The organism is Streptomyces sp. NPDC050564 (assembly GCF_044457265.1).
Taxonomy (GTDB): domain Bacteria; phylum Actinomycetota; class Actinomycetes; order Streptomycetales; family Streptomycetaceae; genus Streptomyces.
Genome location: NZ_JBITGS010000001.1, coordinates 315702 through 342099 on the forward strand (window position 1 = coordinate 315702; position 26398 = coordinate 342099).

21 protein-coding genes and 1 pseudogene are annotated in these 26398 nt (G+C 71.2%); 11 read left to right on the forward strand and 11 right to left on the reverse strand.

From position 1 onward, the window contains the following. Positions 1–181 precede the first annotated feature (181 nt). The 4 genes from dnaG to ACIBK0_RS01425 form a co-directional block, all read right to left on the reverse strand. Positions 182–2083: a DNA primase gene (dnaG, locus tag ACIBK0_RS01410; protein WP_399074353.1), complete on the reverse strand. Its 1902-nt coding sequence runs from the start codon at positions 2081–2083 to the stop codon at positions 182–184. Positions 2084–2210: 127 nt separating this feature from the next. Then, on the reverse strand, positions 2211–3476 hold the full coding sequence (locus tag ACIBK0_RS01415; RefSeq protein ID WP_399074355.1) for an NAD(P)/FAD-dependent oxidoreductase: 1266 nt from the start codon (positions 3474–3476) through the stop codon (positions 2211–2213). A gap of 235 nt (positions 3477–3711) precedes the next feature. Continuing rightward, positions 3712–5121 carry a deoxyguanosinetriphosphate triphosphohydrolase gene (locus ACIBK0_RS01420; RefSeq protein WP_399074357.1) on the reverse strand — a complete coding sequence of 470 codons (1410 nt, stop codon included), beginning with the start codon at positions 5119–5121 and terminating at the stop codon, positions 3712–3714. Between the two features lie 74 nt (positions 5122–5195). Beyond that, positions 5196–6116: a sirohydrochlorin chelatase gene (locus ACIBK0_RS01425; RefSeq protein ID WP_399074359.1), complete on the reverse strand. Its 921-nt coding sequence runs from the start codon at positions 6114–6116 to the stop codon at positions 5196–5198. A gap of 212 nt (positions 6117–6328) precedes the next feature. On the opposite strand from ACIBK0_RS01425, the gene ACIBK0_RS01430 reads away from it, so the two are divergent. From ACIBK0_RS01430 to ACIBK0_RS01440, 3 genes and pseudogenes are all read left to right on the forward strand, one after another. After that, complete coding sequence (locus ACIBK0_RS01430; RefSeq protein WP_399074361.1) at positions 6329–7033, forward strand: vancomycin high temperature exclusion protein; 705 nt, start codon at positions 6329–6331, stop codon at positions 7031–7033. A 203-nt stretch (positions 7034–7236) separates the two neighbouring features. Beyond that, on the forward strand, positions 7237–9432 hold the full coding sequence (locus tag ACIBK0_RS01435; protein ID WP_399074363.1) for a molybdopterin oxidoreductase family protein: 2196 nt from the start codon (positions 7237–7239) through the stop codon (positions 9430–9432). A gap of 56 nt (positions 9433–9488) precedes the next feature. Next, positions 9489–10946, forward strand: a pseudogene (locus ACIBK0_RS01440) (alpha-galactosidase); the annotation flags it as partial. 94 nt (positions 10947–11040) lie between these two features. On the opposite strand, the gene ACIBK0_RS01445 reads toward ACIBK0_RS01440, so the two are convergent. Next, complete coding sequence (locus ACIBK0_RS01445) at positions 11041–11460, reverse strand: gamma-glutamylcyclotransferase family protein (protein ID WP_399074365.1); 420 nt, start codon at positions 11458–11460, stop codon at positions 11041–11043. After that, entirely contained in the window at positions 11457–11783 is a 327-nt protein-coding gene (gene cutA, locus ACIBK0_RS01450; RefSeq protein ID WP_399074367.1) for a divalent-cation tolerance protein CutA, read from the reverse strand. Before cutA ends, ACIBK0_RS01445 begins: the two co-directional genes overlap by 4 nt. A 199-nt stretch (positions 11784–11982) precedes the next feature. On the opposite strand from cutA, the gene ACIBK0_RS01455 reads away from it, so the two are divergent. After that, on the forward strand, positions 11983–13626 hold the full coding sequence (locus tag ACIBK0_RS01455) for a M4 family metallopeptidase (RefSeq protein WP_399074369.1): 1644 nt from the start codon (positions 11983–11985) through the stop codon (positions 13624–13626). A gap of 113 nt (positions 13627–13739) precedes the next feature. After that, positions 13740–14390, forward strand: a complete 651-nt coding sequence (locus ACIBK0_RS01460; protein ID WP_399075100.1) for a formylglycine-generating enzyme family protein — start codon at positions 13740–13742, stop codon at positions 14388–14390. Between the two features lie 214 nt (positions 14391–14604). Here ACIBK0_RS01460 and ACIBK0_RS01465 read toward each other — a convergent pair whose 3' ends face one another. Beyond that, complete coding sequence (locus tag ACIBK0_RS01465; RefSeq protein WP_399074371.1) at positions 14605–15228, reverse strand: NADPH-dependent FMN reductase; 624 nt, start codon at positions 15226–15228, stop codon at positions 14605–14607. A gap of 611 nt (positions 15229–15839) precedes the next feature. Here ACIBK0_RS01465 and ACIBK0_RS01470 point away from each other — a divergent pair. The 3 genes from ACIBK0_RS01470 (at position 15840) to ACIBK0_RS01480 (ending at position 18401) form a co-directional block, all read left to right on the forward strand. Then, on the forward strand, positions 15840–16352 hold the full coding sequence (locus ACIBK0_RS01470; protein WP_399074373.1) for a hypothetical protein: 513 nt from the start codon (positions 15840–15842) through the stop codon (positions 16350–16352). 192 nt (positions 16353–16544) lie between these two features. After that, complete coding sequence (locus tag ACIBK0_RS01475) at positions 16545–17198, forward strand: class F sortase (RefSeq protein WP_399075102.1); 654 nt, start codon at positions 16545–16547, stop codon at positions 17196–17198. A gap of 159 nt (positions 17199–17357) precedes the next feature. Continuing rightward, positions 17358–18401, forward strand: a complete 1044-nt coding sequence (locus ACIBK0_RS01480) for a S1C family serine protease (RefSeq protein WP_399074375.1) — start codon at positions 17358–17360, stop codon at positions 18399–18401. Positions 18402–18416: 15 nt separating this feature from the next. Here ACIBK0_RS01480 and ACIBK0_RS01485 read toward each other — a convergent pair whose 3' ends face one another. From ACIBK0_RS01485 to ACIBK0_RS01500, 4 genes are all read right to left on the reverse strand, one after another. Further along, entirely contained in the window at positions 18417–19199 is a 783-nt protein-coding gene (locus tag ACIBK0_RS01485; RefSeq protein ID WP_399074377.1) for a sulfite exporter TauE/SafE family protein, read from the reverse strand. A 171-nt stretch (positions 19200–19370) separates the two neighbouring features. Continuing rightward, entirely contained in the window at positions 19371–20018 is a 648-nt protein-coding gene (locus ACIBK0_RS01490) for a LuxR C-terminal-related transcriptional regulator (protein ID WP_399074379.1), read from the reverse strand. A gap of 22 nt (positions 20019–20040) precedes the next feature. Beyond that, entirely contained in the window at positions 20041–21318 is a 1278-nt protein-coding gene (locus ACIBK0_RS01495) for a sensor histidine kinase (protein WP_399074380.1), read from the reverse strand. 9 nt (positions 21319–21327) lie between these two features. Continuing rightward, on the reverse strand, positions 21328–21864 hold the full coding sequence (locus tag ACIBK0_RS01500) for a hypothetical protein (protein ID WP_399074382.1): 537 nt from the start codon (positions 21862–21864) through the stop codon (positions 21328–21330). A 238-nt stretch (positions 21865–22102) separates the two neighbouring features. Between ACIBK0_RS01500 and ACIBK0_RS01505 the strand changes: the two genes are divergently transcribed. From ACIBK0_RS01505 to nirD, 3 genes are read left to right on the forward strand one after another with little or no spacing between them, the layout of a single operon-like run. After that, entirely contained in the window at positions 22103–23353 is a 1251-nt protein-coding gene (locus ACIBK0_RS01505; RefSeq protein ID WP_399074384.1) for an NAD(P)/FAD-dependent oxidoreductase, read from the forward strand. After that, the gene (gene nirB, locus ACIBK0_RS01510; RefSeq protein WP_399074386.1) at positions 23354–25972 is read left to right on the forward strand and encodes a nitrite reductase large subunit NirB; all 2619 of its coding nucleotides are present in this window, start codon (positions 23354–23356) and stop codon (positions 25970–25972) included. Then, positions 25969–26319: a nitrite reductase small subunit NirD gene (nirD, locus tag ACIBK0_RS01515; RefSeq protein ID WP_399074388.1), complete on the forward strand. Its 351-nt coding sequence runs from the start codon at positions 25969–25971 to the stop codon at positions 26317–26319. Before nirB ends, nirD begins: the two co-directional genes overlap by 4 nt. The last annotated feature ends 79 nt before the right edge of the window (positions 26320–26398 follow it).

Genomic DNA, 26398 nt, shown 5'->3' on the forward strand with positions numbered 1-26398 from the left:
CCCAGTGTGGAGTACGACACATCGCCGCCACGAGGGGCGTGCGGTGACTTTTTGCGTCCGGTCCGTGACCGCACGGTTACCGTGTCGTACGAGTGCGCAGCTCACCCGGCGCAAAACAGATTGAAGGGTGGACCAGATTTGGCATGTGCGCCCTGCGCCTTGCGGCAGGGCCCCACAGGCCTCAGAGCGCCTCCGCGCCCCGCTCGCGCAACGCCTGCCCGTACTGCTGCAGCACCCACAACTCGTTCTGCACGGCCGCCAGCTGCGCCGGGTCACCGTGGGCGCTCTGCCGGGCCAGGGAGCCCTGGACGTCCCGGATACGGCGGTCGACGGCGCGGCGGCGGACCATCACGAGCTGGTCGCCCGCGTAGCCCTCGTCGACGGTCTTGCGCAGGATCGCCTCGACGGCCAGCTCCGTGACCATCGCGCGCACCACGTCGTCAGGGGCGGCCTCACGGACCCGGACCAGATACTCCTGGGGGTCCTGGACGCCGTACTCGGCGCCACCCGCCTCCATGATCGTCTGGCGCACGGCCGCGTACGGCGGGGCGGTGAACTCGTCGATCCCGTACGCGTCGAAGGCAGGGGACACCAATTCCGGCCGCTGGAGGGCGAGTTTGAGGAGCTCGCGCTCGGTGGCGAAGACAGGGTTGCGGAGATTGAGCGCCGGACCGCCGACGGGTGCCTGGACGGCGGCGTACGTCTGCTGCGGGCGCTGCCCGGTCGGTGCCGGGCCCTTGCCGCCGCGGTCGCGGGCCCAGCGGGCCAGCTGGGCCACCCGCTTGACCACGAACTGGGTGTCGAGGATGCCGAGCATGCCGGCGAGCTGCACGGCGACCTCGTGCTGCGCGCCGCTGTTCTTGATGCGGGCGACGATGGGCGCCGCCTCGTCCAGGGCTGCCGCGCGCCCCGCCGGCGTCTCCAGGTCGTAGCGCAGCACGATCTGGCGCAGCGCGAACTCGAAGAGCGGGGTGCGGGGTTCGACCAGGTCGGCGACCGCCTCGTCACCCTTGGCGAGCCGCAGCTCACAGGGGTCCATGCCGTCCGGGGCGATCGCGATGTACGTCTCCGCCGCGAACTTCTGGTCGTCCTCGAAGGCGCGCAGGGCCGCCTTCTGGCCGGCCGCGTCGCCGTCGAAGGTGAAGATCACGCGCGCCGAGCCGTTGTCCATCAGCAGCCGACGGAGGATCTTGATGTGGTCGCCGCCGAACGCCGTGCCGCAGGTCGCGATCGCCGTCGTGATCCCCGCCAGATGGCAGGCCATCACGTCCGTGTAGCCCTCGACCACGACCGCCCGGCTGCTCTTGGCGATCTCCTTCTTGGCGAGGTCGATGCCGTACAGGACCTGGGACTTCTTGTAGATCGCGGTGTCGGGCGTGTTCAGGTACTTGGGTCCGTTGTCCGAGTCGTACAGCTTCCGCGCGCCGAAGCCGACGACCTCGCCGCCGATGTCGCGGATCGGCCACATCAGGCGGCCGCGGAAGCGGTCGATGGGGCCGCGGCGGCCCTCCTGGGAGAGGCCGGAGAGGAGCAGTTCCTTGTCGGTGAAGCCCTTGCCGCGGAGGTAGCGGGTGAGGTGGTCCCAGCCCTGGGGGCTGTAGCCGACGCCGAAGTGGGCGGCGGCCGCCTGGTCGAAGCCGCGCTCGGCGAGGAAGGTGCGGCCCGCGTCGGCCTCGGCGCTGGTGCCGAGCTGCTCGATGTAGAACTGCGCGGCCGCCTTGTGCGCCTCGACCAGACGGATGCGCTCGCCGCGCTGGTGGGAGGGGTTGTACCCGCCCTCCTCGTACCGCAGCGTGATGCCCGCCTGGCCGGCGAGGCGCTCGACGGCCTCCGAGAAGGAGAGGTGGTCGACCTTCATCACGAACGTGATGGTGTCGCCGCCTTCCTGGCAGCCGAAGCAGTGGAAGAGTCCCTTGCTCGGGCTGACCTGGAAGGACGGTGACTTCTCGTCGTGGAACGGGCACAGGCCCTTGAGGTTGCCGCCGCCCGCGTTGCGCAGCTGGAGGTACTCGGACACCACGGCGTCGATCGGGACCGCGTCCCGAACAGCCTTCACGTCCTCGTCGTTGATCCTTCCAGCCACGAGGTGATTCTACGGGGCAGAACTGACACTCCTGGGGCGAGGTGACCGCCCCCCGGCCGGGGGGCCGGGGGTTGTCCCCCGGGAATCACAGCAGGGGGAGGGTGGGGCAGCCGAATGCCGCCGTCGGTCACGGGGCCAGGCTGTCCAGCGGAACGTGCGGGTCGGCCAGCGCCTCGGTGTCCACCTGGGCACGGGAGCGGATCAGCCGTTGGATCGGATCCGTGACGTCCCACACATTCACGTTCATCCCCGCCAGCACCCGCCCCTCCTTCATCCAGAACGCGATGAACTGCCGCTTCCCCGCGTCTCCCCGGATCACCACCTCGTCGTACGACCCCGCAGGCGCCCACCCCGAGTACTCCATCCCCACGTCGTACTGATCGGAGAAGAAGTACGGCACCCGGTCGTAGGTCACCTCGCGCCCCAGCATCGAGCGCGCCGCCGCCGGTCCGCCGTTGAGCGCGTTGGCCCAGTGCTCGACGCGCAGCCGGGTGTCGAAGAGGGTGTGGTGGAAGGCTGCCACGTCCCCGGCCGCGTAGATGTCGGGGTCGGAGGTGCGCAGCCGCTCGTCGACCGCGATGCCGCCGCCGTGCGCGCGGTCGGCGAGGGTGAGGCCCGCGGCCTCGCCGAGAGCGGTGCGCGGGGCCGCCCCGATGGCCGCCAGGACGTCGTGGGCGGGGTGCTCCTCGCCGTCGTCGGTGCGGGCGGCGAGCACCATGCCGTCCTGGCCGACGATCTCGGTGAGCCGGCGGCCGAAGTGGAAGCGGACGCCGTGCTCGCGGTGCAGGTCGGCGAAGACCTGGCCGAGCTCGGGGCCGAGGACCGCGTGCAGCGGGGTCGGCCCGTACTCGACGACGGTGACCTCGGCGCCGTACTCCCGGGCCGCCGCCGCGACCTCCAGGCCGATCCAGCCGGCGCCCGCGATCACGATGTGCCCGTTGTCACGGCCGAGGGCGGAGAGGACGCCCTTCAGCCGCTCGGCGTGCGCGAGGCGGCGCAGATGGTGGACGCCCGCGAGGTCGGTGCCCGGGATGTCGAGCCGGCGCGGCTCCGCGCCGGTCGCGAGGAGCAGTTTGTCGTAGTGGACGAGGGTGCCGTCGTCACCGAAGCGGACGGTCTTCGCGATGCGGTCGATGGCGTCGACGGTCTGACCGAGGTGCAGCTCGATGTCGTTCTGCGCGTACCACGCGGGTTCGTGCACGAAGACGCTGTCACGCTCCTCCTTGCCGAGGAGATAGCCCTTGGACAGCGGCGGGCGTTCGTAGGGGTGGTCGCGTTCGTCGCAGATCAGTATCACGCGGCCGGTGAAGCCCTCCGCTCGGAGCGTCTCGGCCGCCTTCGCGCCGGCGAGACCTCCCCCCACGATGACGAATGTCTGATCCGCGTCGACCACTTGATGCCTCCTCGTAAGGATGTCGCCACATGCGAGCGTCCCGCACGGAGCGTGATGCGGGAAGAGGGAGTGGCCCGATCAGGCCACGCAGGGTCACACTTCCCTTCAGGACCTGTCCGTCGGATCATGCCGGAGACGCGAGGTCCGGCACGCCCAGCTGCGGCGTTGTCGTCGGTTGCCGACTCCCCCCAACGCCTTGCATCTGGACGCACCAGACCTCGCTCACCTCCGCTTGTCACGCACCGCTGCTCTCCTCCGGCCCGATCCGCCGGACAGGTCCTCCCCCATGGGAACGCGTGGTGAGCCTGAGGTGCAGGGAACGCGCCGAGGCATCGGTGAGCGAAGCGATCTGGTCGACGATCACGCGCTTACGGGTGCGGTCGTCGATCGCATGGTCGAACAGTGCCCGGAACTGCGGATCCAGGCCGTCGGGCGCGCGGGCCGTGAGCGCCTGCGCCAGTTCGGCGACGACGATCCGCTGGTCGGCGCGGAGCCGCTCCTGCTCGGCGCGCTGCATGACGTACCGGTCGGCGACGGCCTTGAGGACGGCGCACTCGTGGCGCGCACCGCGAGGGACGACCAGCTCCGCCGCGTACCGCGTGAGCCGTCCGCTGCCGTACGTCGCGCGTGTGGCGCCCTCCGCCGCCAGGCAGAAACGGCCGATGAGCTGGCTGGTGGCGTCCTTCAACCGGGCCTGCGCGACGGCCGATCCGTCGTACCCGTGCGGCCACCACTCCTGGTCCAGGAGGCGGTCGAGGGCCTCGGACAGCTCGGCGGGGTCCGTGTCCGCGGGCACGTACCGCCCGATGGCCACCGCGAAGATCTCCTGCCGTTCGGGCTCCGCGTGCAGGCAGTTGGGATCGATGTGGCCCGCGTGCAGACCGTCCTCGACGTCGTGCACCGAATACGCCACGTCGTCCGACCAGTCCATGACCTGGGCCTCGAAGCACGTACGGCTGCCGGGGGCGCCCTTGCGGACCCAGTCGAAGACCGGCCGGTCGTCCTCGTAGACCCCGAATTTGGGCGACTTGGGGTCGGTGGGGTGGGCGCCGCGCGGCCAGGGGTACTTGGTGGCGGCGTCCAGGGCGGCGCGGGTGAGGTTGAGCCCGACGCTGACAAGCTCGCCGCCCACCGCGCCCGCGGCCGATGTCACCGCGTCCGAGTGGACGAAGCGCTTGGGCTCGATCCGGGTGAGCAGGCGCAGGGACTGCGCGTTGCCCTCGAACCCTCCGCAGTCCTCCGCGAACTCGTTCAGCGCCTGTTCGCCGTTGTGCCCGAAGGGCGGGTGCCCGAGGTCGTGGGAGAGGCAGGCCGCCTCGACCAGGTCGGGGTCGCAGCCGAGCGCCGCGCCCAGTTCCCGGCCGACCTGGGCGCACTCCAGGGAGTGCGTCAGCCGCGTACGGGGACTGGCGTCCCAGACCTGGCTCCTGGTGCCCGGCGTGACGACCTGCGTCTTGCCCGCGAGGCGGCGCAGGGCGGCGGAGTGCAGCACGCGCGCGCGGTCGCGCTGGAAGGCGGTGCGGCCGGGGCGTTTGTCGGGCTCGACGGCGAAGCGGTCGACTGCGGACTCGTCGTACGGCTGCCGTCCGTCGTGCGCCGCGTGGTTCTCGTATGCCTTGGGTGCCTTCGGTGCGATGCCTTCCATGCCACCGACAGTAAACGCAGGCAGTGACAATCGGGACGTACTCGGCGGTGCCGAACGGGGTGGAGCCGTCCGGTTCAGGCCGAGGCCAGTGCGCGCTCCGGGGCGGGCTCGGGGGTCGCGACGGCCTGGTCGTAGCGGTGCAGGACGAGGCGGGCCATCGCCGGATGGTCGCCCAGCGGATCGGCGGCGATCCAGGGGGCTGCCTCGGCGCACTGGGTGGCGAAGCGGCCGGGGGCGGTGAAGTACGAGGCGACGGCGACCCGGTGGCGGCCGCCGGTGGCGAGGGCGCGCAGGGCCGCGGGGACGGTGGGCGCGGCGGCCGACGCGTACGCGGGGACGACGGGGACGCCGAGGCGTTCGGCGAGCAGCTGGGCGGTGCGGCGGGTGTCGACAGCCGCGTCGGGGTCGCGGGAACCGGCGGCGGCGAGCACGACTGCGCTCGCGCGGCGCGCGCTGTCGCTCATTCTGGTGCGCCATCCGGCCTCGACGAGCCGCGCGTACAGCGTCTCCACGAGCAGCGGGTGCGGGCCGAGCGGGGCGGCGACGCGGGTGCGTACGCCGGGTGCGGCGGCCGCGGCTTCGGGGATGTCGTGCTTGACGTGGTAGCCGCGGCTGAGCAGCAGCGGTACCAGGACGGCGTCCTCCTTGCCGCTGAGGGAGGCGAGCGTGTCGGTCAGCAAGGGCTCGTTCAGCTCGATGTGGCCCAGGTGCACCGAGAGGTGCGGGCGCAGCTCGCGGATCCGCTCGATCAAGGTGCGTATGGTGCTCAGCGCGCGCGGATCGCGGCTGCCGTGCCCCACGAGGACGAGCGCGGGCGAAGCCTGGCGGCGCGTGCCGTCGAGCGAGACGAGGCTGAGCTGGCTGCCGAGCTGGCTGGTGATCCGGTTCATGAGTTGCGCCGTACTGTCGAGGTGACTGTCTGGGTGGGCACCACGCGGCGGCCGGCCGCCGGGGCGGTGGAGGGACTCGTCGCGAGGAGGGTTCGACGCCGTCATGGAGCGATCCTGACGGCAGGAGGTTGCCGGGTCGTTGCGCGGGCATGACGGGTGTTTTCCAGGGGTTCACGAGGGGCTGCACGGGGTGTGTGAGCCTTCGTGACCTGCGACGACGACTCCCCGAGTGAATCTGGTCACTCTTGCCGCCGCGAACCGGATCACCCCGGGCCGCGTCCTCCATGGTCGAGGCCACCTGGGGAGGGGACCGTTCGATGCGCCGTCCGAAGCTACCGAAACCGCGCATACCGCGCGTGCTGCGTCTGCCCCGTACACGTACCGGACAGCGGCGCGCCGTGCAGGGGCTCATGGTGCTGTGCGTGCTCGCGCTGCTGCCCGCGACCTGGATGTACGTGGTGACGGGCGACCGGCTGCGCACGACGGCGAACGTCCCGCGCACCGAGGTCGCGGTGGTCTTCGGCGCGGGCCTGTGGGACGGCGAGCCGTCGCCGTACCTCGCTCACCGCCTCGACGCGGCCGCGAAGCTCTACCGGGCGGGCCGGGTCGAGGTCGTCCTCGTCACCGGCGACAACAGCCGCAAGGACTACGACGAGCCGGACGCGATGCGCGCGTACCTCACCAAGCGCGGCGTGCCCGACGGGCGGATCGTCAGCGACTACGCCGGCTTCGACACCTGGGACTCCTGTGTCCGCGCGAAGAAGATCTTCGGCGTCGACCGGGCCGTGCTGATCAGTCAGGGCTTCCACATCCGCCGGGCGGTCGCGCTCTGTCAGGCTGCGGGGGTCGAGTCGTACGGGGTCGGGGTCGACGCCAAGCACGACGTCACCTGGTACTACGGGGGCACTCGCGAGATCTTCGCCGCGGGGAAGGCCGCGCTGGACGCGGTGTTCAAGCCGGATCCGCGGTTCCTGGGACCGAAGGAGCCGGGGGTCGCGCGGGCGTTGGGGGCGGCGCGATAGGGGGGTGCTGCGGTGGCTTTTCGCCTCCTCCGTCCCTACCGGGCTCCGCCCCCGCTCCCCCCATATCGCGCTTCCCGCTCGTCCTCGAACGCCGGTCGGGCTGAAACCCTCACGGCGGGCCATGACCGGCCGGGAGGTCCCCGTCCCGGCCGCGTAACGCTCCCCGCCCCGGCGCGTAACACGCCCGACGCACGCTGAGCGGTATGAACACCTCCGTGACGCCGACCCACTGCCCGTACTGCGCCCTGCAGTGCGGGATGAATCTGACGCCCGCGTCCGGCGGGGGCGTCGAGGTGAGCGAGCGCGCGGACTTTCCGGTGAACCGGGGGGCCCTGTGCGGCAAGGGCCGTACGGCGCCCGAGCTGCTCTCGTCCCGGGTGCGGCTGACCTCCCCGCTGGTCCGCAACGCGGGCGTTCTGGAGCCCGCGACCTGGGGTGAGGCGCTCGACCGGATCGCCGAGGGGCTGTCCCGCACGCGTACGGAGCATGGCCCGGACGCGTGCGGGGTGTTCGGCGGGGGCGGACTGACGAACGAGAAGGCGTACGCGCTGGGGAAGTTCGCCCGCGTCGTCCTCGGCACCTCGCAGATCGACTACAACGGACGTTTCTGCATGTCGTCGGCGGCGGCGGCCGGCATGAAGGCCTTCGGCCTCGACCGGGGTCTTCCCTTCCCGCTGGAGGACATCCCGAGGACCGGCTGTGTGATCCTCGTCGGCTCCAACCTCGCCGAGACGATGCCGCCCGCGCTGCGCTACCTCACCGAGCTGAAGGAGAACGGCGGCACGCTGATCGTCATCGACCCGCGCCGCACCCGGACGGCCGAGCAGGCCGACCTGCATCTGGCACCGCGCCCGGGTACGGACCTGGCGCTCGCGCTGGGGTTGCTCCACCTGATCGTCGCCGAGGGGCGTACGGACGAGGAGTACATCCGGACCCGTACGAGCGGCTGGGAGGAGGCGCGGTCGGCGGCCATGGCGCACTGGCCGGAGTACGTGGAGCGGATCACGGGGGTGTCGGTTCCACAACTCCGGGAAGTTGTACGGCTGTTCTGCGAGCCGGAGGCCGCCATGGTGCTCACCGCGCGCGGGCCCGAGCAGCAGTCGAAGGGCACGGACACCGTGGGCGCGTGGATCAACCTGTGTCTCGCGACCGGCCGTGCGGGGCGTCCGCTGTCCGGGTACGGCTGCCTCACCGGGCAGGGCAACGGGCAGGGTGGGCGGGAGCACGGCCAGAAGGCCGACCAGCTGCCCGGCTACCGCAAGCTGACGGACCCGGCGGCGCGGCGCCACGTTGCCGAGGTGTGGGGAGTCGACCCGGACTCGCTGCCGGGGCCCGGGCGGAGTGCGTACGAACTCCTCGACGCGATGGGGACGGACATCCGCTCACTGCTGTTGATGGGCTCGAACCCGGTGGTGTCCGCTCCGCGTGCCGCGCACATCGAGCAGCGCCTGAAGTCACTGGACTTCCTGGCGGTCGCGGACGTCGTCCTCTCCGAGACGGCCGCCCTCGCGGACGTCGTCCTGCCGGTGACGCAATGGGCCGAGGAGACCGGCACGACGACGAACCTGGAGGGCCGGGTGCTGCTGCGCCGCCAGGCGATCACCCCTCCCGACGGCGTACGCAGCGACCTGCACGTCCTGCACGAACTCGCCGCCCGACTGGATGTGGAGAAGGGCTTCCCGACGGACCCGGAGGAGGTCTTCGACGAGCTGCGCAGGGCGAGCGCGGGCGGAGCGGCGGACTACTCGGGGATCACCTACCGGCGGCTCGCGGAGGAGGACGGGGTGTTCTGGCCGTGCCCGGCGCCGGCGGGCGCGGAGGGCGCCGGCGACTGCGAGGACGCCTCACTGGACGTGCTCCAGGACGACCCGGCCGAGGACACCTCCCCGGAGCTCCTCCCCGACGAACGTGCCGAGGACGGCCTCACGGTCGGCGCCCACCCCGGCACGCCCCGCCTCTTCCTGGACCGTTTCGCCACCGAGGACGGCCGGGCCTGCTTCGTTCCGGTGTCCCATCGCGCGGCGGCCGAGGAGCCGGACGACGAATACCCGGTCCTGCTGACCACCGGCCGGGTGGTCGCGCAGTACCAGTCGGGTGCGCAGACCCGGCGGGTCGACGAGCTGAACGCCGCGGCGCCCGGGCCCTTCGTGGAGATGCATCCGCGGCTGGCCGAGCGACTCGGGACGGCGGACGGGGACGCGGTGGCGGTGGTGTCACGGCGCGGCCGGGCCGTCGCACCGGCCCGGATCACGACCGCCATCCGCCCCGACACCGTGTTCATGCCCTTCCACTGGCCGGGCGAGGGCCGGGCCAACACCCTGACCAACCCGGCCCTCGACCCGACCTCGCGGATGCCGGAGTTCAAGACCTGTGCGGTGCGTGTGGAGTCGGTGAAGTAGGGGTATCGGTCGGGGAGTTGGCATCCCGGACACGCGGCGCCGCCGGGCGGCGGGAGGTGCCCGCCGCGGGGGGATCGCATGGCTCAGGAGTCCGGTTACCGCTGGGGCATTCGGAGCTCACCGTCGACTTCGACCTGGATGGTGACACCCCCCGGCTGATCCGGCTCGCGCGTCCCGGCGACGGTGACGTCAAGGGGGCAGCCGGGGCCGCGCTGCCGCTGGTCGACGTGACACTGTTCGGCGACGGCACCGGCTGGTCCGGGCCGCGCTTCACGGGTACGGCGCTGGGGGCACGCCTGAGGCACCGGGCACACCACGCGACGTACGGCGACGGCTGGCACCACCTGAGGGTCGAACTCTGCGATCCCGCAGGCCGGTTGGCGGTGTTCGTCGACTACTCCTCGCCGGACGGCGTCCCGGTGCTGCGCTCCCGCGTCCGACTGCGCAACGACTCGAAGGCGCCGGTCACCGTGCGCTCGGTGAGCAGTCTGCTGCTGGGCGCGCTGCCCTCACCGGACGTGCTCGACGTGCACCGGGCGCGCAACGACTGGCTCGCCGAATGCCGTTGGTACGGGGAAGCGTTGCGGGAGTCCGTGCCCGACGTCGGGCGGGAGTTCCACGGGCACGACGGGCGGGCCGGGCTGCGGCTCGCCGCGCGCGGCAGCTGGCCGGCCGACGGCCATCTGCCGATGGGCGCGTTCACCGACCGTACCGACGGGCGCTGCCTGCTGTGGCAGATCGAGTCCGCCGCGAGCCGGCTGTGGGAGACGGGCGAGGCCGACCGTCACACCTGCCTCGCCCTGAGCGGCCCGACGGCGGACGGCCACCAGTGGCGCCAAATCCTCGCCCCTGGAGAGGAGTTCGCGTCCGAGTACGCGGCCCTCGCGCTCGGCGACGGCTTCGACGGAGCGCTGGCCGCGCTGACCTCGTACCGCCGTCTCATGCGCCGCCCGCACCCGGACCACGAGCGTCTCCCCGTCGTCTTCAACGACTACATGAACACGCTGAACGGTCGACCGGCTCGTCGGCGAGCTGGGCGTGGGCTACCTCAAGCTCGACTACAACATCACCACGTCGGCACCCGGGCACCTCGCCCACTCGCGCGCCTGGCTCGGCTGGCTCTCGTCCGTCCTGGACCGCCACCCCCCCTGGTCCTGGAGAACTGCGCCTCGGGCGGCCTGCGCATGGACGGCGCGTCCCTCGCCGCCACCCAGGTCCAGTCCACGTCGGACCAGCAGGACCTCCTGCGCTACCCGCCGATCGCCGCGGCCGCGCCCACGGCGGTGCCGCCGGAGCAGGGCGCCGTGTGGGCCTACCCGCAACCGGACTTCACCGACGCCGAGATCGCCTTCACCCTCGGCTCCGCCCTGCTCGGCCGGGTCCACCTCTCCGGCCACCTGGACCGCATGACGCCCGGTCAGCTCGCCCTGGTGCGCGACGCGATGGCCACGTACAAGTCGATACGGGCCGATCTGCGCACCGCGCTGCCGTTCTGGCCACTGGGTGCCGCGGGGGTGGCACCTGCCCCAAAGAGAGCGGCACCCTGCGAGCGCCGCTGAGCGCACCCACCCCGACCGGCACCCCCGCCCCCGATGCCCACGCCCCGCCTCAGCTCCCCGATCGCCACTCCCCACCCTCGATGAGCTTGCCCCGGCCCCGCAACTGCGCGGCGACGCCCGGCGCGGCCACGTACGCCCAGGCGCGGACAACGGTGCCGTCCTCGCGGGTCACGTCGCGTGCCACACGCTCGTACAGGTTGCGGGGGTCTCCCGGCACGTACTCCTCCAGCCGGTCGAGCGCGGCGAGCAACTCCCCGTACAGCTCGGGCAACGCGGTGACCACTTCCCCACACACGACACCCCCCGGCTCCTCCACGGCGTACGGATACCCGGGCCCGTCGTACAGCACGACCCCGCGCATGCGTCCCGGCTCCTCGGATTCCGTACGCCCACGCAGGAACAGGTCGTGGTTGTGCTCGCCGGGACGCAGGGTGCCGTAGACGAAGAAGGGCAGTTCCCCTTCGTTCAAGAAGCGGTCTCCTCCTCCAGCCAGCGCAGATAGTCCGCGCTCCCCCGGACGACCGGCGTCGCGACGATCTCGGGGGTGTCGTAGTCGTGCGCCTCGCGCAGATACGCCTCCAGCGCGTCGTACCGGGCGCCCGTCGTCTTGAACAGCACCTGCCACTCGGCGGCGCTCTCGACGGCCCCCTTCCAGCGGTACACCGACGTCACCGGACCGGAGATCTGCGCACAGGCCGCGACCCTCGCCTGCACCGCGCCGCGGGCGAGGGCCTCCGCCTTCTCGATGGCATCGGTCGTGGTCAGCACGGTCAGCCAGCCGTACGTGGCCATGATCGGCCTCTCTTCCGCGTCGTTGCCGAGGCTCCGCCGGAGCCCTTTGCAGAAACGATTCTCGCTCCTCTCCACACCCTCACACACCCACACACATCCGCCAGTGCGCGCTATGGACACGACATGTCATGGACCTTTAAATCTGAATCAACTTCAGCGCCGCCCCCACGCGCCCCGAGGCGCCTTCCCTAGGAGACCGATGAGTCGGATACGACACATCCGAAGTTCCCGTCTCGCCACCGCAGGCGTAGCCGCCACCACCGCCACGCTGCTGGCCGCCGCGCTCGCCCCCACAGCGAGCGCGGACAGCAGGCCGAGCCGGGCCACCGCGATCAGCAACGCCGCGTCGGCGCTGATCGCCCAGGCCGCGCGCCTCGGCCTCACCTCGGCCCAGGGCACCAGCGTCCGCGACGTGGTCGTCGACGCGGACGGCAGCCAGCATGTGCGCTACGACCGGACCTACCATCAACTGCCGGTACTGGGGGGTGACTTCGTTCTCCATCTGGCGCCGAACGGCTCGTACCGCAGCACGAACCGGGCCACCGGGCGCACCATCTCCGTACCGACGATCACCCCTGCCGTGCAGGCCCCGCAGGCCGCCGATCTGGCCACGAACGCGCTGCGTGCCGCGAACGCCGGCGAACTGCTGCGCAACCTGACGGCCAAGCCCCAGCTCGTCGTGGACGCCCTGCACGGCGCACCCAAGCTGGCCTGGCGCACCGACGTGGCGGGACAGGACTCGCTGGGCAACCCGGTGGCCCGTACGGTGTTGACCGACGCCCGCACCGGTCGGCAGATCGACGCGTGGGACAACATCGAGACCGCGAGCGGCGACGGAAAGTCCCTGTACAGCGGAACGGTCCCGCTGGAGACGACGCTCTCCGGATCGACGTACCAGCTCAAGGATCCGACGCGCGGCAACACCTACACGGGCGACGCCGCGAACAAGACGGACGTCTGCATCCTGACGGTCTGCATCAGCCGGGCTCCCGCAACCCTCTTCACCGACGCGGACAACCACTGGGGCACCGGCACGACGGCCGACCGTTCCTCGGCCGCCGTCGACGCGCAGTACGGCACCAACGAGACCTGGGACTACTACAAGAACGTCCACGGCCGCAACGGCATCGCGGGCGACGGCAAGGGCTCGTACAACCGCGTGCACTACGGCACCAACTACAACAACGCCTTCTGGGACGACAACTGCTTCTGCATGACGTACGGGGACGGTGACGGGACGACGTTCGGCCCGCTCGTCGCGCTGGACGTCGCGGGGCACGAGATGTCGCACGGCGTCACGTCGAAGACGGCGGCGCTGACGTACTCGGGCGAGTCCGGCGGCCTCAACGAGGCGACCTCGGACATCTTCGGCACCATGGTGGAGTGGTACGCGAACAACTCCTCCGATCTCGGCGACTACCTCATCGGCGAGAAGATCGTCCGCTCGGGCTTCGGCAAGACGGCCCTGCGCTACATGGACAAGCCGTCGAAGGACGGCAACTCCGCCGACTGCTGGAGCAGTTCGGTGGGGAACCTGGACGTGCACTACTCCTCGGGCGTGGCCAACCACTTCGCGTATCTGCTGTCGGAGGGCAGCGGCGCGAAAACCATCAACGGCGTCAGCTACAACTCCCCGACGTGCAACGGCTCGACGGTGACCGGGATCGGCCGGGACAAGGTCGGCAAGATCTGGTACCGCGCGCTGACGGTCTACATGACGTCCTCGACGAACTACGCGGGCGCCCGCACGGCCACCCTGAACGCGGCCAAGGACCTGTACGGGGCGGGCAGTACGGAGTACAACGCCGTGGCGGCTGCCTGGTCGGCGGTGTCGGTGAGCTGATCGGCCCGCCAGGCGGTGGGCCCTCGCCCATGGGCAGACGCCGATAGGATCGCCTGCCCATGGGCGCGAACGCAGGAAACGAGATGACCCCGGTCCCGACGGGGCGGGCGGCGATGGTCACCGTCCCGGCGGGGCGGGTGACGCTGTCGGACCGGCGCACCCGGCGGAGTTGGCCGGTCGAGGTCGCGCCCTACGAGCTGGCGGCGTGCCCGGTCACACAGGAGCTGTACGCGGAAGTCACGGGTCAGTGGCCGAGTGCCGCCCGTGGGGAGCGGTTGCCCGTAGAGAGTGTTTCGTGGTGGGACGCGGTCCGGTTCTGCAACGCGCTGTCCGAGCGCGACGGGTTCACGCCCGCCTACCGCCTCCGCGGTGAGGACGAGCGGGTCGAGTGGGCCGCGTCCGCCGACGGGTACCGGCTGCCGACCGAGGCCGAGTGGGAACACGCCTGCCGTGCCGGGACTACCGGACCGCGGTACGGGCCGCTCGACGAGATCGCCTGGTACCGCGACAACGCGCACGAGACGATCCACGAGGTGGGCACCAAGCGGCCCAATCCGTGGGGCCTGTACGACATGATCGGCAACGTCTGGGACTGGTGCTGGGACCTCTACGACCCCGAGGTCTACGGCAGTTACCGCGTGCTGCGCGGCGGCGGCTGGTTCGACGAACACTGGAGCTGCCGAGCCTCCGCGCGCCGCCGCAGCCATCCGACGTTCCGGGTCGACGACGTGGGGTTCCGGGTGGCGCGCTCGCCCGTGCGCTGAACGGAGGTGCTGTACGAGCGGGTGCCTCTCCTCAGCTCCGCCTTCGACGAGGACCACCTGGCCAACGAGCTCTGGTGGTGGAGGCGGCGGAGAGAGAACCCGACGGACGACTGAGGACACCAGGGTCCCGCAGGCCGGGCAGGGGCCCCTTCCGTCGTGACCGGTGGCCGCGCTCGCCCCCAGCCGGGGGCGAGCGTTGGGTTTCTCGCCTCCCCTACCCCCCGTACGGCCTCCTCTCCTTCGCCTCCCTCAACGCCTGGGCCCACCAGCCCAGTTGGTCCAGCATCACCTTCGCCGCGGCCACCGGAGCCTCGGGATCGCGCGGCTGCCCCTCCGCGTCGAACGCGGCACCCGCGCCATGGAAGGACACCGTGTCCCGCACCGTCACGGCGTGAAGTTCCGCGAAGACCTGGCGAAGGTGTTCGACGGCGCGGAGGCCCCCGGAGACGCCGCCGTACGAGACGAGGGCGACGGGTTTGGCGCGCCACTCGGTGTAGTGCCAGTCGATGAGGTTCTTGAGGCCGGCGGGGAAGGAGTGGTTGTACTCGGGGGTGAGAACGACGAAGGCGTCGGCGACGGCGAGGGCGGGCGTGACCTTCGAGAGCTCGGCGGCCACCGAGGGGGACGGGGAGTGCGAAAGGACCGTCGGAAGCTGGAGGGAGGCGACGTCGACGACCTCGGGGGCCAAGTCGTCGCGTTCGCGGATCCGGGCCAGCAGCCAGTCGGCGACGACGGGCCCGAAGCGGCCCTCTCGGTTGCTGCCGATGACTACGGCGACCCGCACGGGGGTCTGCGACGTCTGGACGGGGACGGTGGAACCAGCTGTGGCTGTCTTCATGACGCACAGCCTCATACCTCAAGTTTTATTGAGGTCAAGCGGTGCAGGCTGCACGCCGCACGGACCACAAGCCGCACACGCTTCCGTACGGGCTGCAAGCCGCACACGCCTCAAGCCGTACGGGCTGCAAGCCGCACACGCCTCAGGCGGCACGGACCACAGGTCGCGCTTGCTTCAACCCCCACCGGGTTCAGGCTGCGCGGCACCCCATTCGGCTTCCACGCCGACACCCGACCCCAACCCCGCCCGCGCCCCCGACCCCGACCGTACCCCCGCCCTCACCGTCACCCTCGTCACGCGCCGCGCCGCGCCGCCCCGCCCCCGCCCCGGAAGCGCCCCCGGACGCCCGCCCCGGTCACCCGTTCACACCTCCGCCCGCCGCCCTTCGGGTTCTCTTCCACAACGCACCCGCAACACGCCAGTGACCTGCTGAAATGCCGCCACCTCACCCCCTCCCGGCCGCCCACCTGACACCCATTCACATCATTTCTGACACCCCTTCAGGAAGCGAGCGCGGTCATGTGCCACTTACCTCGAAAGAGCAGGGGCACGACCGACGCAGCGGCACTTGGGGGTGTCGCGGGCCGCGCCCCCTCGGAGGAGCAAGCACGATGCGACGTACCGCCCGTCTGCTGACCGGTACCGCGCTCGCCGTCGCCGCCGCGAGCCTCGCCACCGCGCCCGCGTACAGCGGGGACGCGGGCCGCCTGGAGGTGTTCCCCTCCAGTGTCATCCCTGGTTCGGCAGTCACCGTCAACACGGCGGCGTGCGGCGCGGACGCGGCGACGGGCGACGCCAGCGCGGTGGGCGCGGGCGCCTTCGCCCTCGCCCCGAGCGCGCACGAGCACGACGTGATCGGCCAGTTCCGGGTGCCGCCGAGTGCGCAGCCGGGGACGTACGAGATCGTCGCGACGTGCGGCGGCCGGAAGGTGACGGGGGACCTGATGGTGACGCTGACGTCCACGCGCGAACAGATCCAACCGCGCGGACATGTGAATACGGGGGTCGGCGGCGCACTGGGCCCCGATCCCGTGCAGACCGCGGCGGGAGTGGCGGCCTTGGCCGTCGCCGCCGCGGGCGGTACCTGGCTCCTGCATCGCCGGGCGAGAGGCGACGGGATCTGACGGACACCCTCCGCTGTCCGTCCACCGGTACCGCCGTCCCCTCCCCCTCCGTGGCCCGACGCCCCTCGCGGCCCGGAGGGGGAACGGGGCCGAGAGAGGAGCACCGGAGAGGAGGCTCACGTGCGGCGTTTCAGCAGGACAGGCAAGGTCTATGGGATCGGCAGGATCCGCAAGATTCGCAGGATCCGCAAGATCGGCAGAAAACGAGAGGCCGGTCACGCCGGCAACATCGCCATAGCGTCCGTCACCGCGGTCGCACTCTGCTCCGGCGCGTGGCTGCTGCGCAGCGGCGCCGAGACCCATGCGCCGCCCCAGCCGTCCGCCGCGCAGGCCGCGTCGCCCGACACCCGTGACCGTCCCTCCGGGGCGCCCGCGCTGCCGCACTCCCCGCCCGAACGCATCCGCATCCCCTCGATCCGGGTGGACGCCCCGCTGATGGGCCTCGGCCTCACCCCGCAGGGCAGCCTGGACGTCCCGCCCCCCGAGGAGAAGAACCTGGCCGGCTGGTACGAGGCCGGCACCTCCCCCGGCGAGCGGGGCACCGCCATCGTCGCCGGACACGTCGACAACGCCGAGGGCCCGGCCGTCTTCTACGACCTCGGCGCCGTCAAGAAGGGCAGCGCCATCGAGGTGGCGCGACGCGACGGCGGCACGGCCGTCTTCACCGTCGACGCCGTCGAGGTGTACCAGGCCCGCGACTTCCCCGACGAGAAGGTGTACGGCGCCGCCCCCCGCCCCGAACTCCGCGTCATCACCTGCGGCGGCGGCTACTCGAAGACGACGGGATACCAGGGCAACGTGGTCGTCTTCGCCCACCTGACGGGGAGCCGCCCCGGAGCGGCCTGAGGAGTCCGCTGACCAGCGGTGCCGCTTCACCGCGACAGGCGTTTTCCGGGGCATTAGGCTGAAAAGGGCAGTTCTTTTCCCCGGCTTGGGTGTTGGGGCCGCCGGCCGGGAGCTGGGAGGGCCCGTATGCGGCCGATTGCGAGAATGGTCGTCACCGCTGTGTCAGCCATCGCATTGAGCGGCGGTCTTACGACGACCGAGGCGCGAGCGGACGACTTGTCGCCGAAAGAGATCTTCGAAGAGGTGGCGCCCGCGACCGTGCAGGTGGTGGCCGGCAAGCAGGCCTACGGTACGGGAATCATCTACGACGCCGATCAGGGTCTGATCCTCACCAACGACCATGTGGTGGCCGGTCAGACCTCTCTCCAGGTCCGTATTGAGGACGGCGCACCCGTTCCCGTCCGATTGTTGGCCAGCGATCCCTGCGAGGACCTGGCGGTCATCAAACTCGCCACCCCACAGGACGACCTCAAGCAGGTGGAGTTCGGCGACAGCGGCGATCTCCAGCAGGGGGACGAAGTGACCGCGATCGGCTACCCGATTGCGGCCGGCGACATCAGTCATGAGAAGCCCGTACTGACCAGCGGCGTGGTCCAGTCGCCCGACGTCGCTCTGTCGGACCAGTTCAGCTCGCCCGACCTTCCGTCCGCCGTGCAGCATTCGGCAACGCTCAACCAGGGCAACTCCGGAGGCCCACTGCTCAACAGCGATGCCAAGCTCGTCGGAATCAACACCTACAGCCTGTCGGGCACCGAGGGTCAGTACTACTCCATCACCAGCGATCACGCCCAGCCCCTTCTCCAAGGGCTGGCCGACGGAAAGAGCAAGAACAATCCCGGATGGCAGGGACTGGTCGCGCTCAGCGACCCCGATTTCGCCGCCAACTTCGCCGATGAGGACCAGGCCGCAGTACTGGCGCTCCAGAAGCGGCTCGCCGCCAAGAACATCGACGGTCTCTACGTGTCGACCGTGGACAGCAATTCCCCGGCCGCCGAGGCCGGCATTTACGACGGTGTCGTCATCACCCATCTCAAGAACACTCCGGTCAGTACGGTCCCGCAGATGTGCGACATCCTTCGGTCGTCCGTACCGGGTGAAAAGCTCAGCGTCGACGGAGCGTTCACGGACAGCGGGAAATACGACGACGGGACGCCCTACGCGTTCGGCGACGCCTGGACCGCCGACGTCACGCTGAAGCAGTGACGCCCCACCACCGCGCTATGCGATCCACTGCTGGTACGCCAGATTCGCCACGAGCGCGAACACCACCGTCAGCAGCACCACCCGAACGAACCCGCTGCCCTTCTTGAGCGCGGTGCGCGCTCCCACCGTGCCGCCCACCAGATTGAAGACGGCCATCAGGGCGGCCAACTGCCAGTGCACCGTGCCTTTCCAGGCGAAGGTGGCGAGGGCCCCCGCGTTGGTGCAGCAGTTGACGATCTTGGCGGTGGCGGAGGCGGTCACCAGGTCGAGGTGGAGCAGCGCGGTGAGGGCTAGCACGAGGAAGGTACCCGTGCCAGGTCCGATCAGCCCGTCGTAGAAGCCGATGCCCAGGCCCGCGAGCCCGATCGCGGCGAGGACGCGACGCGGGGAGACCGGGGCGGTCGAGGGCGCCGTACCGAAGGCGGGCTTGAGGATGACGAAGGTGCCGACGCCGACGAGGACCACCATGACGACCGGCTTCAGGACTTCGGTGCTCAGCCCGGCCGCGACGAACGCCCCCGCCGTCGAACCGGCGAGCGCCGCGAGCCCGATCCGTACGGCCAGGCGCACATCGACGGGCGCCTTGCGCGCGTACGTCACCGCCGCGCCCGTCGTACCGACGATGGCCACCGCCTTGTTCGTCCCGAGCGCGTACGCCGCCGGGGTGCCACTGGGCAGCCCGAGCAGCAGCGCGGGGAGCAGAAGCAGCCCGCCGCCGCCCACGACCGCGTCGATCCAGCCGGCCGCCAGGGAGGCGAGGCACAGGACGGCGACCATGGTCAGCGATATGTCGGGCATGATCGCGACCCTATGGACGGGATAGATGCGCCGTCCATGAATCCTGGTGAAGCTTGAGCGTCTTCTGAGGTACGACCCGGTTCTCTCCGCGTCCGCCCATGACCTTCTGCGCCTTGTCCGTGCACGTATGTCTGTGCCTGTCTGCAACGCTCTGCGTCATTCCGCGCGGCTTCAGTTCACCGTGTCCAGGTAGCGCAGGACCGCCAGTACCCGTCGGTGTCCGGTGTCGGAGGGGGGCAGGTCGAGCTTGGTGAAGATGTTGGCGATGTGCTTCTCGACGGCCCGTTCGGAGACGGTGAAGGCCGCGGCGATCGCGTGGTTCGTGCGGCCCTCTGCCATCAGGGCGAGGACCTCGCGCTCGCGGGGCGTGAGCGTGTCGAGCGCGGTGGCGCGGCGGCTCGCGCCGAAGAGCTGGGCGACGACCTCGGGGTCGAGGGCCGTGCCACCTCCGGCGACCCGCTCCATGGCGTCCACGAACTCGCCGATGTCGACGACGCGTTCCTTGAGGAGGTAGCCGAATCCGGCCGGTTCACCGAGGAGTTCGGTCGCGTACGTCGTCTCCACGTACTGCGAGAAGATCAGCACCCCGGTGCCGGGGTGGTCCTTGCGCAGTCGTACGGCCGCCCTGACCCCCTCGTCCGTCTGGGTCGGCGGCAGCCGGATGTCGACGACGGCGACGTCCGGGCGGTGCTCGGCCACGGCGGCCAGCAGCGCGTCGGCGTCCCCCACGGCGGCCGCGACCTCCACGTCGCGCAGCTGGAGGAGCTGGACCAGCCCGTCCCGCAGCAGTGCGGAGTCCTCGGCGATGACGACGCGCATGCGACCCATGTGACCCTCGTGATCAGTACGGCAGTTCGACCGTGACCACGGTAGGCCCTCCCGGCGGGCTGTCGCAGGTGAGCGTGCCGTCGACGGTCCGGGCCCGGGTGAGCAGCCCGGTCAGGCCCGAGCCCGCGCCGATCACCGCTCCCCCGCGTCCGTCGTCGCGCACGCTCAGCCGCAGCAGCCCGTCCCGCGCGGTCACCGTCACGGTGGCGCCGGTCGCCCCACTGTGCTTGGTCGCGTTGGCGAGGAGCTCGGCGGCGCAGAAGTACGCGATCGACTCGACCGCCGGGCTCGGGCGGGACGCGATGTCGGTGGTGACCTCGACGGGCAGGGCGCTGTCGGCGGCGAGCGTGGCCAGGGCGGTGTCCAGGCCCTGGTCCAATACGGGCGGGTGGATGCCCTTGACGAGGTGGCGCAGGTCGGCGATGGCCTGAGTGGCGTTGCCCCGCGCGGTGTCGACGACGGCGAGCAACTGTTCCGGGGAAGCCCCCGTGCCGATCAGCTCGCGGATCATCGTGAGGTGCATCGCGAGGCCGACCAGCCGGGCCTGCGTGCCGTCGTGCAGGTCGCGTTCGATGCGCCGCAGGGTCGCCGCCGCGTCGTCCACGGCCTGGGCACGGGTCTCCTCCAAGGCCCGGATGCGGCGCTCGGCGGCATCGGGGCCGAGCAGCACCGTGAGCAGCGCGCGGTGCGGACCCAGTCCGTACCGCAGCAGCCGGCGGGCGGTGGCGAGAAGCAACAGCCCGAGGGCCACAGGGATCAACCACCGTGGCCAGGAGTCGACTTGGAAGCCGAAGAACTCCAGTGAGACGCGGCGCTCCGTGCCGTCGCTCGCCCGCTCGGTGTTGTAGTTCCAGTGCTTGAGGAGGGGGTGGAGGGTGAGCAGGACGCCGTACACGTAGCCGATGACGATGGCGGCGTACCCGAAGACGGCGGTGAAAGGCGTCGCCAACGCGCAGGCGACGGCACGCCAGCCGCTCCGGTCGCCGAGCAGAGCGCGTCGCCAGCCCAGGATCCCGGCGCCCTCGCGGCGCGTCGGGTGCTCGATCTCCAGCCCCAGCAGGTGCCGGGCCAGCGCGCGCTGGAGCCTGCCCAGGGCGAGCGCTCCCCGTACGGTGACGGCGATCAGCCACAGTCCCAGCGTGGTCACGGACAGCACGCCGCCGACCAGCAGCCCCACGAGGGTGAGAACGAACCCGACCAGGGCGAGCGGGAAGGCGATCAGCCCGTAGAGAAGGGCCGCGAGGGCCTGCCGCCCGAAGGGGAAGCGCAGCGTGGCGCGGAGGCGGTTCATGGGATCAACCTAAGAGAGGAGCGCCGCCGCGAGGCGAAGCTGTACGGACGCCATGACCCGGCCGAGCCATGGCATGAGCAGCAGGAATCCGAGCCCGCCGACGATCGCGTGGAAGGTCCAGGCCCCGGCGAAGGTGGGCCCGCCCCAGGCGTCCGCGTAGTCGGATCCGGCGGCGCGCAGGGGCCAGCCCAGGTTCATCGGCACCAGGGACCAGCCGTAGACCGTGACCGCCAGTACGACGAGGTCGAGGGGTGCTGCGAGGACCGCGTGGGCCAGACCGCGCGCGGACCCGAGCGGCTCCCTGCCAGGGACACCCTGGGCGCCCGGGACGCCCAGGAAATTGCGTACGAGCGCTCGCTGCCAGCGCGCGGTCGGAGCGCCCACCAGCGCCAGTGGGACGCAGATCACCCCCACCGGGAACGCCAGCAGCGCGTATGCGACCCGGCGCCAGGCCTGTGCCGTGAACGGTTCCCGGACGACCCGCCAGACGCGTACGGCGGAGTCGTCGCGGACGGGCGGTGGCTGAAGTTTCCGGGCGATGGCCATGATGTGTCCCCCTGGGCGTGAGCTGGTGGAACCCGACGCCTCAAGGCTTCCGTGCCGGGCCGCCGTGATCGATCGTGCCTGCACGGAAACCGCAGGTTCGGTTAACCCCACCTCACACCCGTCTCCGGGCGGGTGCGCCGAACCCTCACATCCGGGCCCCGCCCCCGCTGAGGGCAGCGTTCCTCCCGGGAAACAGTCGTGATGCGGCCGGGTAACACCCGCACCGCACGGTGTGGTCATGACCTCGAATACGCGTGTGGTGGTGATCGGCGCCGGGCTCGCGGGCGCCCGGCTCGCCCGGCGGCTCGAAGAGCTCGGCGCGTCCGGCGGCACGGCGGGCGCCCCCGCCCTGTCCGTCGAGCTCGTCGGCGAGGAGGAGCACCGCCCCTACAACCGCGTCCTGCTCGCCGAGGTCCTGGCCGGCCGGTACGCGCCGGAGGTGATCGCCCTCCCGGTGCCGGGCGGACTGACCCGCGGCCGGGTCACCGGAATCGACCGCGACGCGCGCACGCTGAACTGCGCGGACGGCTCGGTGATCGCATACGACACGCTGGTCCTCGCGACCGGCTCGAACCCCGTGCTCCCGCCGCTGCGCGGCCTGTTCGGCCACGGCGGGCACGAACTCCCGGAAGGCGTCCACGCGTTTCGCACCATGGACGACTGCCTGGGGCTGTCGAAGGCGGTACGGCCCGGCGCCCGCGCCGTCGTGATCGGCGGTGGTCTCCTCGGCGTCTCCGCGGCCCGCGCGCTCGCCGTGCGCGGCGCCCAGGTGGTGCTGGCCCAGCAGGCGGAGCGGCTCATGGAGCGCCAGCTCGACCCGTCCGCGTCCCGTCTGGTCCACCGGCACCTCACGGACCTGGGTGTCGAGGTACACACCGAGTGCCGGGTGCGCGACGTGCGCTGTGTCGGCGGCGCGGTCCGCTCGGTCGAGATGGCCGACGGGTACGCCCTCGACGCCGACCTCGTCGTCCTGGCCTGCGGCGTCCACCCGCGGGTGGGCCTCGCCCAGGACGCGGGACTCGCCGTCCACAAGGGCATCCTCGTCGACGACGAACTGCGCACGTCCGACCCGCACATCCGGGCGATCGGCGACTGCGCCCAGCACAAGGGCACCCTCTACGGCTTGGCCACACCGGCGCTCGAGCAGGCGGACACGCTCGCCGAGCTGATCGCCGGAGACGCGAACGCCCGCTATACCGGGACCCGCTCCCTGACCCGCCTCACCCTCACGGGCGGCGACGCCCCCTTCGACCTCGCCGCGTTCGGCGAGCCCGAACCCCGCCCGGGCGACGACGTCGTCCAGCTCACCGACGCCACCCGCGGCACCTACCGCAAGGTCGTCGTCCGCGACGACCGCGTGGTCGGCGGCGTGCTCGTCGGCGAACTCGGCACCGTCGGCGCGCTCGCCCGCGCCTGGGAGGGAGCAGAGCCGCTCCCCTCGGACGGCGCACCCCTGCTCCACCTGCTCACCAACGATGGAGGCTCCTGAATGTCCACGGACGCGACGAAGGCGGCGAACGCCACCGACGGGACCGCACACACGATCGTGCTCGTCGGACACGGGATGGTCGGCCAGCGCTTCCTCGAAGCGCTGGCCGAGCGCGGACTGACCGCCACGCACCGCGTGGTCGTGCTGTGCGAGGAGCCCCGCCCGGCGTACGACCGGGTCCAGCTCACCTCGTACTTCTCGGGCCGCACACCGGACGAACTCTCGCTCACCGACGCGGAGTTCATCAAGGATCACGGCATCGAGCTGCACCTCGGCGACCCGGCCGCGTCGATCGACCGCGCGGCACGGACCGTAACGGCCCGCTCGGGCCTGGTGGTCTCGTACGACACCCTCGTCCTCGCCACCGGCTCGTACCCCTTCGTCCCGCCGGTCCCCGGCAAGGACGCCGAGGGCTGTTTCGTCTACCGCACGATCGAGGACCTCCTCGCGATCGAGGAGTACGCGAAGGCGCGGGCCACGACGGGTGCGGTGGTCGGCGGCGGCCTGCTCGGACTCGAGGCGGCGGGCGCGCTCAAGGGACTCGGACTGACCACGCACATCGTGGAGTTCGCACCGCGCCTGATGCCGGTGCAGGTCGACGAGGGCGGTGGCGCCGCGCTGCTGCGCACCATCGAGGACATGGGCCTGACGGTCCACACGGGCACGGGCACGCAGGAGGTCGTCGCCGGCGACGACGGCGCCGTGACCGGCATGAAGCTGTCCGACGGATCCGAACTTCCCACGGATCTGGTGGTGTTCTCGGCGGGTGTACGCCCCCGGGACCAGCTCGCCCGCGAGACCGGACTCGACGTCGGCGAGCGTGGCGGCATCACGGTCGACGAGCAGTGCCGCACCTCGGACCCGTACGTGTTCGCGATCGGCGAGTGCGCACTGGCGTCGGACGGCCGGGTGTACGGCCTGGTCGCGCCGGGCTACGAGATGGCCGAGACGGCCGCCGCCACGATCGCGGCCGACGAGGCGAGCTTCACCGGCGCCGACCTCTCCACCAAGCTCAAGCTCCTCGGCGTCGACGTCGCGTCCTTCGGCGACGCGCACGGCGCCACCGCGGACTGCCTCGACGTCGTCTACGCCGACTCGCGCTCGGGCACGTACAAGAAGCTCGTCATCGGCCGCGACGGCCGGCTGCTGGGCGGCATCCTGGTCGGCGACGCGGAGGCGTACGGCACCCTGCGCGCCTTCACCGGTTCGGTGCCGCCGATCGCCCCCGAGCAGCTGGTCCTGCCGGAGGGCGCGGGCGCCCCGGTCGCCCTCGGCCCCTCCGCGCTCCCGGACTCCGCCGTCATCTGCTCCTGCCACAACGTCACCAAGGGCACGATTCGCGGCGCGGTCACCGAGCACTCGTGCACGACGGTTCCGGAAGTCAAGAAGTGCACCAAGGCGGGCACGGGCTGCGGCAGCTGCGTCAAGGTCCTCGGCCAGCTGGTCACCGCGGAGCTGGAGGCGAGCGGCGTCGAGGTCGACAAGGGCCTGTGCGGCTGCTTCTCGCAGACCCGCGAGGAGCTGTACGAGATCGTCCTGGCCCTGAGGATCACTTCGTACCGGCAGCTCCTGGACTGCCACGGACGGGAGAACGCGCGCGGCGGCGACGGCTGCGAGACCTGCAAGCCCGCCGTCGCCTCGATCATCGCCTCGCTCGCTCCGACGATCGGCGCGGACGTCTATGTCCTGGGCGGCGAACAGGCCGCGCTCCAGGACACCAACGACCACTTCCTCGCCAATCTGCAGAAGAACGGTTCGTACTCGATCGTGCCGCGCATCCCCGGCGGCGAGATCACCCCCGAGAAGCTCATCGTGATCGGCGAGGTGGCCAGGGACTTCGGCCTCTACACGAAGATCACGGGTGGCCAACGCATCGACATGTTCGGGGCGCGGGTCGAGCAACTTCCGTTGATCTGGGCGAGGTTGGTGGACGCCGGCTTCGAGTCGGGCCACGCGTACGGAAAGGCTCTCCGCACGGTCAAGTCATGCGTGGGCCAGACCTGGTGCCGCTACGGCGTGCAGGACTCGGTGCGCATGGCCATCGACCTGGAGCTGCGCTACCGGGGGCTCCGGTCCCCGCACAAGCTGAAGTCGGCGGTCTCCGGGTGCGCCCGCGAATGTGCCGAGGCCCAGTCCAAGGACTTCGGTGTGATCGCCACTTCGAGCGGCTGGAACCTGTACGTCGGTGGCAATGGCGGCGCGACCCCGCGCCACGCCGACCTGCTGGCCCAGGATCTGTCCGACGCCGAACTGGTCCGCCTCATCGACCGGTTCCTGATGTTCTACATCCGTACGGCCGACCGTCTGGAGCGCACATCGACCTGGCTGGAGCGGATCGAGGGCGGCCTGGACCACGTACGCGATGTGGTGGTCCACGACTCGCTGGGCATCTGCGAGGAGCTGGAGGCGCTGATGTCGGCGCACGTGGCGAACTACCGCGACGAGTGGGCCGAGACCATCAACGACCCCGAGAAGCTGGCCCGGTTCGTGTCCTTCGTGAACGCCCCGGACACCCCCGACCCGGTCGTCGGCTTCGTCCCCGAGCGCGACCAGATCAAGCCCGACCTGCCGCTGCTGACCATCGGCACTCGTCCCCTGGAAGGAAGCGCCCAGCGATGACCCTGGCACCCGAGACGACCGACCTGAAGATTCAACTGCAGCTGGAGGACAGCTGGCTGACGGTGTGTGACCTCTCCCAGCTGAGTCCCGGCCGCGGAGTCGCCGCCCTCCTTCCCGACGGCCGCCAGGTCGCGGTGTTCCTGGACCGCACGGGCCGGACGTACGCCGTCGACAACCGCGACCCGTTCAGCGGCGCGGCGGTGCTCTCCCGCGGCCTGACGGGCACTCACCAGGGCCGCCCGTTCGTCGCCTCCCCACTCCTCAAGCAGCGCTTCGACCTGGAGTCGGGGCAGTGCCTGGACGACGAGACGGTGCGGGTGACGACGTACGAGGTACGCACCTCCTGACCGCCGGGGTGGCCGGACCGGCCCCTGCCCATCGGCCACCCCAGGCTTACTTGACCGATCGTTCCTGAAAGTCCTAGGG